The organism is Mycobacterium sp. IDUB_28, assembly GCF_055419285.1.
On record NZ_JBVAXK010000003.1, the window covers coordinates 21,932 to 33,959 of the forward strand.

The following is a 12,028-nucleotide window of genomic DNA, read 5'->3' on the forward strand; positions in this document are numbered from 1 at the left end:
TGGCCAGGTCGGCGGTGCTGTAGGTGGTGGCGGTCAGATTGGCGGTGGCATTGGTGGTGCCGTTGGTGGTCAGGTCGGTGGTGGCTTGGGTGTTGGTGGTCAGGCCGGCGGCGGTGTTGGCGGTGGCATTGGTGGTGCTGTTGGTGGTCAGGTTGGCGGTGCCGTGGGTGTTGGTGGCCAGGTCGGCGGTGCTGTAGGTGGTGGCGGTCAGATTGGCGGTGGCATTGGTGGTGCCGTTGGTGGTCAGGTCGGCGGCGGTATCGGTGGCCAGGTGGGTGGTGCCGTTGGTGCTGGTGGCCAGGTGGGTGGTGCCGTTGGTGCTGGTGGTCAGGTCGGTGGCGCCGTTGGTGGTGGCTTGGGTGTTGGTGGTCAGGTCGGCGCTGGTATTGGCGGTGGCATTGGTGGTGCCGTTGGTGGCCAGGTCGGTGGTGGCTTGGGTGTCGGTGGTCAGGTCGGCGGCGGTATCGGTGGCCAGGTGGGTGGTGCCGTTGGTGCTGGTGGTCAGGTCGGTGGTGGCTTGGGTGTTGGTGGTCAGGTCGGCGGCGGCATCGGTGGCCAGGTGGGTGGTGCCGTTGGTGCTGGTGGCCAGGTCGGTGGCGCTGTCGGTGTTGGTGGGCAGGCTGGTGGTGCCATCGGTGGGGGTCTTGGCGGTGGCATAGGTGCTGGTGCTCAGGCTGGTGGCGCGATTGGTGGGGGTCTTGGTGGTGCCGTTGGTGCTGGTGGCCAGATGGGTGGCGCTGTCGGTGTTGGTGGGCAGGCTGGTGGTGCCATCGGTGGGGGTCTTGGCGGTGGCATAGGTGCTGGTGCTCAGGCTGGTGGCGCTGTCGGTGGTGTTGTTGGTGGTCAGGCCGCTGCCGGTATCGGCGGCCAAGCTGCTGCCAGCGCCGCAGGGCACGCCGGTCTCGCCGGGCAAGCCGGCCTTGCCGGTCAAGCTGGTCTCGCCGGGCAAGCCGGCCTTGCCGGTCAAGCTGGTCTTGCCGGTCAAGCCGGCATCGCCAGCCAAGCCGGCATCGCCAGCCAAGCTGGTCTTGCCGGGCAAGCCGGCCTCGCCAGCCAAGCTGGTCTTGCCGGGCAAGCCGGCCTCGCCAGCCAGGCGGGCGTCGCTGGTCAAGCCGGTGTAGCCAGCCAGGCGGGCATCGCCGGCCAGGCCGGACTCGCCGGGCAGGCGGGCGTTACCAGCCAGGCGGCTCTCGCCGGTCAGGCCGCGGCAAGCCAACCCGCGTTGATCGCCAGCGAAGGCGCAGCGCTGAATGGTGCTGGTACTGCCCACGTCGGGGGACCGTTGGGCGGTGTCGGCGTCGGGGGTCAGGCCGGTGCTGCCGGTAGCGCCGGACTCGGTATCGGTGGTGGCGGAAATGCCCCCCTCAGTGGCCACTCGAACCCGCAACCGGCCGCTGCAACCGGTGCGGCCGGCGCAGGTGCCGGCGTCCAGGCGGGGCCTGGCGGTGCCGCAGCGACCGGAGCGGGCGGCGGCACAGTGGCCGGCGGTGCCACCGGACCCGGCGGCGTCGCGACGAACCCAGGCACCCACGGCGGGCCCGCGGCAGGCGGACACGGCGACATCCTCGGTCAGGAAGGAACCGTGCTCGGCGGCGGCGCCGGAGCCGCCGGTGGCGCAGGGTCAGGAGCTGGAGCTGGAGCTGGAGCTGGTGCCGGCGCTGGAGCTGGAGCGGGTGCCGGCGCTGCCGGTGGAGCCGGCGCAGGTGCGGGTGGCGTCGGCCCGAGTGAACACGGATCGACGGTCCCCGCAGGTCAGGGCCCGGTCATCCAAACCGGCGGTGCCGGCACCGGCGGTGCGGGCAGCACGACACCGGGCGGCCACGGCCCCGTCATCCAGACGCCAGGTGGGTCGACGGGTCACGAGACCACGCCGGGCGGTGCTCATCCGCCGGTGATCAACGCGCCGGCCCCGCACACCCCGACGCCGCAGACCGAGACGCCGACCCCGGCGCACCCGGCACCGGCCGAGCACGCTCCGACGCCCGCGCCGCAGCAGCACGAGCCGGTCCAGCAGCCGACCCACCACGAGCCGCAGAGCCCGTCGGTGTTCGGCCACGAGCCGGCCGGGCACACGCCGCCGGCGCACACCGAGCCGCAATCGCACGGTCCGGCTGAACACCACGGGTTCTGATTCGGCGACCTGACAGACAACCGGCGGGGACCTTCATGGTCCCCGCCGGTTTGTCCGCATAACGTGATCGGAAAGCACGCGATCAAGAAAGTGGGGCGGCGCGGTGACGCAAGCTGATGACCCGCGTCGGGTCAGCGTGATCGTCGAACTGATCGACCACACCGTCGCGATCGCCGAGCTGCACGGGCGCAGTGACATGGTGCAGCGCCTGCGACGGGCGCGCGAGCGGATCAGCGACCCGCGAATCCGTGTGGTGATCGCCGGTCAGCTCAAACAGGGCAAAAGCCAACTCCTCAATTCGTTGCTGAATCTGCCGGTGGCACGGGTCGGTGACGACGAGGCCACCGTCGTGATCACAAGCGTGAGTTTTGCGGCTCAACCATCAGCGCGACTCGTCGTCAAGGCCGGTCCCAACGGTGAAACCGCCGCCGTCGACATTCCGGTTGACGATGTCAACACCGATGTGCGCCAAGCGCCCCAGGTCGGCGGACGGGAAGTGATGCGGCTCGAGATCGGGGCACCCAGCCCGTTGCTGCAGGGCGGGTTGTCGTTCATCGACAGTCCCGGCGTCGGGGGCCACGGACAACCACACCTGTCGGCCACGCTCGGCTTGTTGCCCGATGCCGACGCGATCCTGATGGTCAGCGATACCAGCCAGGAGTTCACCGCACCCGAAATGTGGTTCCTGCGCAAAGCGTCGCAGATCTGTCCGGTCGGCGTGGTTGTGGCCACCAAGACCGACCTGTATCCGTACTGGCGGCAGGTCGTCAACACCAATGCCAACCACCTGCAGCGCGCGCGGGTCCCGATGCCGATCATCCCGGTGTCGTCGCTGCTGCGCAGTCACGCCGTGAGCCTCAACGACAAGGAACTCAACGACGAATCCAACTTCCCGGCGATCATCAAATTTCTGAGCGAGAAGGTGCTCACCCGCGAGACCGACCGGGTGCGCGACGAGGTGCTAGGTGAAATCCGCTCGGCGGCAGAGCAATTGACGATCACAGCCGGATCGGAACTGTCCTCGGTGAACGACCCGGCGCTGCGCGAACGCCTTGCCGACGACCTGGCCAGGCGAAAGAAGGAAGCCCAGGACGCACTCGAGCAGACCGCACTGTGGCAGCAGGTACTCAACGACGGGTTCACCGATCTGAGCAACGACGTGGATCACGACCTGCGCTCCAGGTTTCGCGCCGTCACCGACGACATCGAGCGTCAGATCGATGCGACGGACCCGACACTGCACTGGGCCGAGATCGGTGCCGACGCCGAGGATGCAATCGCCACCGCGGTCGGGGACAACTTCGTCTGGGCCTACCAGCGCGCCGAGGTGTTGGCGCTCGACGTCGCCCGATCGTTCTCCGACGCTGGCCTCAACTCGGTCATGTCGCCCGAGCTCACCTCGCGGTTGATGGGCGGACACTTCGGTGAACTCAAGGCGCTGGCGGAGCTGGAAGCCAAGCCGCAGGGCAAGGGTCAGAAGGCGCTGTCCGGACTGCGGGGCTCCTACGGTGGCGTGGTGATGATCGGCATGTTGTCCTCGGTGGCGGGTCTGGGGCTGTTCAATCCGGTGTCGGTGGGCGCAGGGCTGCTGCTGGGTCGAATGGCCTACAAAGAGGAGAAACAGAGTCGGTTGTTACGGGCCCGGGCCGAAGCCAAAGCCAATGTGCGCCGGTTCGTCGACGAGGTTTCTTTCGTGGTGGGCAAGGAGTCGCGTGACCGGCTCAAGACGATCCACCGCACGCTGCGCGATCACTACCGTGGCATCGCGATCGAGCTCACCCGCTCGCTCAACGAATCGCTGCAGGCCACGGTGACCGCGGCGCACCTTGAGGATGTCGAACGCGATACCCGGGTCCGCGAGCTGGAACGCCAGCTGAACATCCTCGACCAGATCACCGACAACTTGAACAAGTTACAAGCACCGGTGAGTCTCGGGAAACCGTGAGCACCAGCGACCGGGTCCGCGCGATTCTGGGCGGAACTATTCAGGCCTACCGGGGCGAACCGGCCTACCGCCAGCGTCCCGATGTCTTCTACGAACTGGAACGCATCGGGGCCCGCCTCAACGAGCCCATCCGAATTGCGCTGGCCGGCACGCTCAAAGCCGGCAAATCGACGTTGGTCAACGCCCTGGTGGGCGACGACATCGCGCCGACGGACGCGACGGAGGCCACCAGGATCGTGACGTGGTTCCGGCACGGCCCCACTCCGAAAGTCACCGCCAACCACCGCGGCGGACGGCGCAGCAACGTGCCGATCACGCACCGCGACGGGCTGAGCTTCGACCTGCGCCGGCTGGACCCCGTCGATGTGGTGGACCTGCACGTCGAGTGGCCCGCCGAGGAACTGACGCAGGCCACCATCATCGATACGCCGGGAACATCGTCGTTGACCCGGGAGGCCTCCGAGCGCACGCTGCGGCTGTTGGTCCCCGACGACGGTGTGCCCCGGGTGGATGCGGTGGTCTTCTTGCTGCGCACCCTCAACGCGGCCGACATCGCGCTGCTCAAGCAGATCGGCGGGCTGGTCGGGGGGTCGGCGGGCGCATTGGGCATCATCGGGGTGGCGTCGCGGGCCGACGAGATCGGTGCTGGTCGCATCGACGCGATGCTGTCGGCAAACGACGTGGCCAAACGATTCACCAGCGAGATGACTCAGACCGGCATCTGCCAGGCGGTGGTCCCGGTGTCCGGGTTGCTGGCGATGACGGCGCGCACCTTGCGGCAGGGCGAGTTCGTCGCGTTGTCGAAACTGGCCGGGTCCGATGCCACCGAACTCAACAGGGCGCTGCTCAGCGTCGACCGATTCGTGCGACCGGACAGTCCGTTGCCGATCGACGCCGCCATCCGTGCGCAACTGCTGGAACGGTTCGGGATGTTCGGCATCCGGATCTCGATCGCGGTGCTGGCCGCCGGAGTCACCAGCGCGGCCGCACTGGCCGCTGAACTGCTGGAGCGCAGCGGGCTGGTGGCGCTGCGCAGGGTGATCGATCAGCAGTTCGCGCAGCGTTCGGACATGCTCAAGGCGCATACCGCTCTGGTGTCGCTGCGCAGGTTCGTCGAGACGCATCCGGTCATGGCCACGCCGTACGTCATCGCCGACATCGATCCGCTGCTGGCCGACACCCACGCGTTCGAAGAACTTCGGTTGTTGAGTCTATTGCCCTCGCGCACAACGACTTTGAAAGAAGATGACATCGCTGCGCTGCGCCGGATGATCGGCGGCTCTGGCACCGACCCGGCGAGCCGACTGGGGGTGGACCCGCAGGAGTACGCGGCCAACCCGCACGTGGCTCAGCGGGAGGCGTTCGCCGCGGCGCAATACTGGCGCCGGCGCGCCGAGCATCCGCTCAACGATCCGTTCACCACCAGGGCGTGCCGTGCGGCGGTGCGCAGCGCCGAGGCGATGCTCGCGGAATTCTCCGCACGCCGCTGACCGCTCAGCCGCCGGGCGCCGCGCTGGTCGGCGGGACCGGTGCCGCGGTGGTCGGAGGGACCGGTGCCGCGCTGCTGGTGGGGGCCTGCGTGGTGGGCTGGGGTGCCGAGGTGGTCGGCGGGTTGCTGGTGGTGGGCCGCGTCGTGGTCGGCGCGGTGGTCGTGCTGGTGGACGGCGATGTCGTCGTGGTGGTCGTCGATGTCGTGGTCGTCGTCGACGTGCTGGACGAGGTGGTGGTGGGCGCCGTGGTGGTCGTGGTCTCCGTAGCCGTGGTCACCACGGTCGGGGGCGGCGTCACCACCGTCTCAGTGGGCAGGCCGTCCGAACCGGTGGTGCTGGTGGTGAACGGCGGCGGCTGCGAGGTGATGGTGACGACCGGCTTGGTGCCCGTGTCGCCGACGGTGAGCGCCAGCACGACGGCGAGCAGTATCGCCGCGGCCGCACCGAACAGGCTCAACAAGATTGCCGGACGCCGGTACCAGGGCGGGAGCTCGGCTTCGTCGACGTCGGGCTCCTGCGGGGGACCGGTGTACCCGGGTGCAAGCACCGGCTCACCAGGACTGGTGTAGTCGGTGGGACCGGAGTAGGGGACCGGTTCCATCCCGGTGCCACTGTCTTCCGACCACGCCAGGGCGCGGTCGGTCTCGTTGCGGGCGTCCTCGGGAAACGCCTCGGTGGGCACCGCTCCGGTGGGTTCGGTCGTGGGCGCGGTAGGCGACGCCATGGTGGCGGCACCGGCGGCGCCAGCGGCCGCAGCGGCACCGACGATGCCGGTCGGCATGTCCACGGCGGGACCGATGCCCGTGGCCGCTCCCGCTGAGGTGCCCAGAGTGGCTGCCCCGACCGCCGCACTGAACAGCGGCTGCGGCGGGGTGAGGACAGGTACTCGCAGTCCTTGGGACAGACGTGTCGCGATCAGCGGGATGTTGGCGCCGCCGCCGACCGCCGCCACCGCAGAGAGCTGACCAATTCCGTTGCGTTGCAGTACTTCTCGAACCGTGCCGACGAAGCGGTCCAGCGGTGCGGTGAGGAGTTGTTCCAGATCGCTGCGGGAAAGGTGCTGAGCCCCTCCGGGGTTGCCGGTCGCGATGCTGGCCACTGTTGTCGCGGAGAGTTGTTCCTTGGCGGTCCGGCAGCTGCCGAGCATCCGCGTCACCGACCCCATCGAGGTCGCCGTGACGGAGAGGTTGGTGGTGTCGGCTCCGGGTGCGACGGTCAGCAGGTGGTTCAGGATGAGCTGGTCGATCTCGTCACCGGAAAGTTCGCTGTACCGGACCGTACTGCCGATCTGGTCGAAGTTTCCCCCGGCGTTGGCCAACGTGATGCTGGTGCCGCCGGCGCCGAAATCGCACACGGCTATGACGCCGCCGGTGGGGAACCCGGGCTGAGTGGCCAGCGCCGCCAGCGCCGCGGTGGCATCAGAGACCAGCGTCGGCGTCCCGCCTTTGGCGGCGAGGTCCGGTTGGGCGAACAGTTCCTGACGCAGCGCGGCGACCTGGTTTTGCGACCAGTACGCAGGGACGGCGACGGTGATCGGGGTCCCGTAGCCGACGGTGCGGGCCATCGCCTCGAGCGCCTCGATGGTCAGTGCCTGGCCGAGGTATTTGGTGCCGTCGGCAGCGACCAGCGGCGACGGGTCACCGACCCGCTCGACAAAACCCCGCAGTACCAGGCCGGACTCGGTGAGGTTCGGGTTCTCGTCGGGCAGGCCGACTTCGGATTGCCGGTTGTCGAACAGCGTCAGTACCGGTGTGCGGGCGACCGGGGCGCTACCCGAGCGTGCCGCGACCAGGTTGGCCACCCCGATCGACAAGCCGAGCGGCTCGCTCATGTCCCCACCCCTGTGTCCGTTGTTTCGCTGACGGTCGACGGCCGTTCCCCACCATAGCCGCCCCGGATCCGACGGAGACGGGTCACAGGCCCGGCGGCAAATTGATGACGGTGGGTATCGACGGCAGCGTGATCTGCGACGGCAACCGCGGCAGGACACCGGATCTCGGGGATTCGGCCGGCGTCGTGGTAGGCGAGGCGGACGTGGTGGTCGGCGTCGTGGAAGTGGTCGTCTCGGTCGTCGTCGTCGTCGTGGTGGTGGTCGTGGTCGTGGTTGTCGTCGTGGTGGTGGTCGTCGTGGGGGACGTTGACGTAGCCGTCGTGCTCGTCGTCGTCGGAGTGGTGGTTGTGGTGGTGGTGACCGAAGCCGGACTCGGGCGGCCCTGGGCCAGCAACACGATGCCGTAGATGATGAGCCCCAGCAGCACCGCGATCAGCACACCCCAGCCCACCAGGGCGAGAGGCTTACGCCAGCCGGGAGTGGGCTCGGGTTCCGGACCCTGGCCGTACGCCGGGACGCCGGTGGCGCCATAGCCGTAATTGCCGTGAACGGTCGGGTCGTTGGCGCCGTAATCCGGCGGGTCGTACCTGGTCACGGCTGCCGATGCTAGTTGTCAGAGCCTTGCCCAGAGCACAGCCACGCGGGCCCGTTGCCGATCGGTGACCTGACTCAGGGCAGCTTCGGCACCGTGATCGTGGGTCCGCCCGGAATCGTGATTGTCGGCGGCAGCGGCGGCAGTTGCGGCAGATGCGGGCCGCGACGGGTCGGTTGCTGTGTCGGCTGTTGGGGCGGCTGACTGCGAGGCGGGTTGTTCGGGGGTGCGGGTGCCGGGCTGCTCGGCTCGCTCGGCTCTTCGCTGGACGACTCGGTAGTGGTGGTCGTCGTGCTACTGGACTCACTGGTGGTGGTTGTCGTGGTGCTGGTCGTCGAGGAGGTGCTCGGTGCGGGAGCTGGGCTGGTGCCGCTGCCGAACAGTTGGCTGACGCCGTAGGCGATCAGGGCGAGCAGGATCAGCACCAACGCCGCCCACAGGGCGAGCGTCACGGGTTTGCGGTACCAGGGCCGTGCGTCGGCATCGGGGTCGTCGGAGTCCAGCGGTGCGAACTGGTCGGGCGGGGACCCCTCCACCGTCGGCTGGTACATCAGCGACGGGTCGCCGGGTGGATATTGCGACTCGGGGCCCAGTGGCGGTCTGCCCTCCACGGTCGGCTGGTGCATCAGCGACGGATCACCCGGCGGGTACTGGGCGCCGCCGGGCGGCGGGCCCTGGACGGTCGGCTGATACTGCGGACCGGAGGGCGGCGGACCTTGAACCGTGGGCTGATTCTGCGACGGGTTGCCGGGCGGCGGGCCCTGGACGGTGGGCTGGTGCTGTTGCGGCACCCCGGGAGGTGGGCCCTGCTGAGTCGGACCTTGATAGGGCCCGCCCTGCGGCGGCCTGCCGGCGGGCGGGCCCTGCGGCGGATGGCCGCCGAACCCCCCGTACTGGGTCGGCTGTTCGTTGAAGTCGTCAGGTGGGCCGTTGTTTGCCACGAGTCGATGGTATAGGTCGGCGGCCGGTCAGAACGTGCTGACCTTGTCGATGCTGACGAACATTCCGTGCCGGGTGCCGTTGTTCTCGAAACGCGTGCCGTCCTTGGTGGCGACGATCGTCCAGCCCTGCGCGTCGTAGGTCTTGTAGTCGATGGTGACGGTGGGGATGGCGCCGAGATTGCCCAGGATCCACTGCACGTTGCCGGCGGCGGTGATGTGCACCCCGTTCGCGTGCTCACCTTCCTGGATCGGCGAATTGGTGAACGGCGCCTCGCAGCCGACGCTCTCCTTATTGATCTGGCAGCGGGTGATGCCCGATTTTGTCTCGATGAAGACATAGCCGTTGTCGTCGGCCTTGAGCGGGATGGCGCCCGGCGCGGGGCTACTGGTGGTCCCGGGGTTGGTGGGTGGGAGCGCGACGGGGGAGGAGGTCGGCGCCAGCGGCGGGGGAACCGAGGGCCGGGGCGTGGGAAAGGTCGGTTCGGCCGGCCCATGACCGCCCGGGGCGGCGATCGGCCTGCCGTCAATCGTGGTGCTGCATCCGGCGACGAGCACGGCAACGGCCAGCAGGCCTAACCGTGCCTTCGGCAATAACCGCACGCGCTACTCCCTGCAATCTCAGATATCAGGAAGTCAGAGTAAGGGCGTGCGTACGCAAGTTGCTGCGGCGACGCGCGGTTGGAACGACGCCGTAGGCAAAGCGTTACCGCTACATGGTGCTCAGGCCGGGGGTGGCTCGTGCGCCGAGCGGGCATCGGCGGCGGCCCGCACCCGGTTTCGCACCAGGAACCAGCCGCCGACCAGCGCGGGAATGCCGAGCAGCATGGCCGCGATCATCCACTTGCCGTATTCCTTGTCGAACATCATCAGCACCAGCACACCCGCCAGGAACGCCAGGGTGACCCACCCGGTGTACGGCGAGAGCGGCATGCGGAACTTCGGCCGTTCGTGCTCACCGGCCTGCGTCAGCGTGTGAAAGCGCAGCTGGCAGGCCACGATCGTCGCCCACGCCACGATCACGCCGGTGGCGGCGATGTGCAGCACGATCTCGAACGCGTGCTTCGGTGTGACCGCGTTCAGTCCGATTCCGAACAACCCGATTCCGGCGGTCAACAGAATGCCGCCGAACGGCACCCCGTTCTTCGACATCACACCGGTGAACTTGGGACCGCTGCCGTTGATCGCCATCGACCGCAGGATCCGGCCGGTGGAGTAGAGACCGGCATTCAGGCTGGACAGCGCAGCGGTGAGCACCACCAGGTTCATCAGGTCGTCGCCCCAGGAGATACCGAGCTTGTTGAAGAACGTCACGAAGGGGCTTTCGCCGTCCTTGTATTCGGTGTAGGGCAGCAGCAGCGCCAGCAGGACGGTCGATCCGATGTAGAAGACAGCGATCCGGAACACCACCGAGTTGATCGCGCGCGGCATGATCTTCTCCGGATCCTCGGTCTCCCCGGCCGCGATGCCGACCAGTTCGATTGCGGCATAGGCGAATACCACTCCCGAGGTGACCAGTACCAGCGGCAGCAGGCCGGTCGGCAGCAGCCCGCCGTGGTCACTCCACAGCGACCAGCCGGTGTCGTGGCCGTCGACCTTGAACCGGCCGGCAAGGAAGACCGTGCCGACGATGAGAAACGTCACCAGCGCCAGCACCTTGATCAGCGCGGCCCAGAATTCCAGCTCCCCGAAGAGCTTGACCGAGATCAGGTTCATCGACAGCACCGCGATCAGCGCGATCAACGCCAACAGCCATTGCGGGATGACCTGGAACATGTGCCAGTAGCGGCAGTATTGCGCGATCGCGGTGGTGTCCACGATGCCGGTCATCGCCCAGTTCAGGAAGTACATCCAGCCGGCGGCGTACGCCACCTTCTCACCGAAGAACTCGCGCGCGTAGGACACGAACGAACCCGACGACGGCCGGTAGAGCACCAGTTCCCCGAGAGCGCGCAGGATGAGGAAGACGAAAACACCGCAGATTCCGAAGACGATGAACAGGCCCGGGCCTGCAGAGGCGAGTCGGCCGCCGGCGCCGAGGAACAGTCCCGTCCCGATTGCGCCGCCCAGGGCGATCATCTGAATCTGACGCTTCTTGAGCGCCTTGTGATACCCCTCGTCTTCGCGCTCCAGCGCATTAGCGGACGGTGTCATCCGGTTCCTTATCGCCGTAGCTACCGCGAAGTCTTGCGAGAATTGGAAGTCAGGCTATCTCACCAGCACGACGTGAGCGTGCCGTGTCAACCCGGCTGCCGCAATTCACCCGACCGGACTCGGGAGAGATTCAGACGGCGACCGCTTCAGCCGCCGGGACCTCGCGTGGCGCACGGCTCACTGCGACGTTCACGACACCCATGGTCAGGCAGATCACTGCGGGAACCGCCAGTGCGTAGCCGTCGAACTTCGCGCCCGCGAACAGGCCGGCGACCGCGCCGCTGATGAACATCAGCAGCGTGGTGGCAAGAATCGCCGCCTTCCACTTGTCGAATCCGTGCTCGCGGCTGCGGCCCAGCATTAACCCGAGGTCGGTGACGGTGCCGGTGAAGTGGGTGGTGCGGACCGCCATCCCGCGGAAGCTGGACGTCAGCCCGTTTTGCATGCCGAGCGCCGCCGCAGCGAAGAGCCCCTGCACCGCGGTCTCTTCGATGCCGAGCAGCGCGATCTCGTTCTTGTCCGCGGTGACGCCGGCGGCGGCTGCCAGCAGCAGGATGGCCTCGATGGTCAATACCGCCGCGTGCCGACGGGCCAGCGGCTGCCGATTCGATGACAGCAGCGTGCCGGCGACGGCCGCTCCCAGCAGAAAGCCCAGCAGAATCGCGCCGAGCACGTGGCTTTCGTAACGCCACGGGTGGGCGGTGTCCATGCCGATCTGGGTGGTGACACCGGTGAGGTTGCCGACCGGAACGGCCAAGGTCAGGATCGCCACCGCGTTCACCCAGCCGGCGATCAGCGCCAGCACCGCGCTGTAGGCCAGCATCCTGCCCTGCGCCGACAGGCCGCTCCTACGTACTTGCTCACTCGGCGCCATGCTGCTAGACACCCACTCCCCGTTCTGTACTTGCCCCGCCACAAATATAAGAGCCGACACGTAATTTATTTCG

General features: G+C 68.0%; 9 protein-coding genes and 1 pseudogene. 3 read left to right on the forward strand and 7 right to left on the reverse strand.

The features are described from left to right. Positions 1–1,375: pseudogene (locus ACZYZ9_RS06870) on the reverse strand (hypothetical protein); the annotation flags it as partial. A gap of 102 nt (positions 1,376–1,477) precedes the next feature. Between ACZYZ9_RS06870 and ACZYZ9_RS06875 the strand changes: the two are divergent. The 3 genes from ACZYZ9_RS06875 to iniC all read left to right on the forward strand — a co-directional run bounded on the left by ACZYZ9_RS06875 (position 1,478) and on the right by iniC (position 5,566). Further along, positions 1,478–2,131, forward strand: coding sequence for a hypothetical protein (locus ACZYZ9_RS06875; protein ID WP_463825492.1), 654 nt, complete (start codon positions 1,478–1,480; stop codon positions 2,129–2,131). Between the two features lie 103 nt (positions 2,132–2,234). Continuing rightward, a complete protein-coding gene (locus ACZYZ9_RS06880) occupies positions 2,235–4,076 on the forward strand; it encodes a dynamin family protein (RefSeq protein ID WP_463825493.1) in 1,842 nt (613 codons plus the stop codon). Then, a complete protein-coding gene (gene iniC, locus ACZYZ9_RS06885) occupies positions 4,073–5,566 on the forward strand; it encodes an isoniazid-induced dynamin-like GTPase IniC (protein WP_463825494.1) in 1,494 nt (497 codons plus the stop codon). The genes ACZYZ9_RS06880 and iniC overlap by 4 nt, the downstream gene beginning before the upstream one ends. Positions 5,567–5,570: 4 nt before the next feature. On the opposite strand, the gene ACZYZ9_RS06890 is transcribed toward iniC, so the two are convergent. The 6 genes from ACZYZ9_RS06890 to ACZYZ9_RS06915 form a co-directional block, all read right to left on the reverse strand. Continuing rightward, positions 5,571–7,397, reverse strand: coding sequence for an Hsp70 family protein (locus ACZYZ9_RS06890; protein WP_463825495.1), 1,827 nt, complete (start codon positions 7,395–7,397; stop codon positions 5,571–5,573). An 82-nt stretch (positions 7,398–7,479) separates the two neighbouring features. Beyond that, positions 7,480–7,992: an oligopeptide transporter substrate-binding protein gene (locus ACZYZ9_RS06895; protein WP_463825496.1), complete on the reverse strand. Its 513-nt coding sequence runs from the start codon at positions 7,990–7,992 to the stop codon at positions 7,480–7,482. A gap of 74 nt (positions 7,993–8,066) precedes the next feature. Then, positions 8,067–8,930, reverse strand: coding sequence for a hypothetical protein (locus ACZYZ9_RS06900; protein WP_463825497.1), 864 nt, complete (start codon positions 8,928–8,930; stop codon positions 8,067–8,069). A gap of 27 nt (positions 8,931–8,957) precedes the next feature. Beyond that, positions 8,958–9,530 carry a hypothetical protein gene (locus tag ACZYZ9_RS06905; protein ID WP_463825498.1) on the reverse strand — a complete coding sequence of 191 codons (573 nt, stop codon included), beginning with the start codon at positions 9,528–9,530 and terminating at the stop codon, positions 8,958–8,960. Between the two features lie 120 nt (positions 9,531–9,650). After that, a complete protein-coding gene (locus tag ACZYZ9_RS06910; RefSeq protein ID WP_463825499.1) occupies positions 9,651–11,081 on the reverse strand; it encodes an amino acid permease in 1,431 nt (476 codons plus the stop codon). 130 nt (positions 11,082–11,211) lie between these two features. Further along, positions 11,212–11,904 carry a YoaK family protein gene (locus ACZYZ9_RS06915; RefSeq protein WP_463825500.1) on the reverse strand — a complete coding sequence of 231 codons (693 nt, stop codon included), beginning with the start codon at positions 11,902–11,904 and terminating at the stop codon, positions 11,212–11,214. Positions 11,905–12,028 lie beyond the last annotated feature (124 nt).

Coding starts and splice junctions, on each gene's coding strand:
- ACZYZ9_RS06890 (WP_463825495.1), bottom strand. CDS start 7,397: ATGAGCGAGCCGCTCGGCTTGTCGATCGGGGTGGCCAACCTGGTCGCG.
- ACZYZ9_RS06910 (WP_463825499.1), bottom strand. CDS start 11,081: ATGACACCGTCCGCTAATGCGCTGGAGCGCGAAGACGAGGGGTATCAC.
- ACZYZ9_RS06915 (WP_463825500.1), bottom strand. CDS start 11,904: ATGCTGGCCTACAGCGCGGTGCTGGCGCTGATCGCCGGCTGGGTGAAC.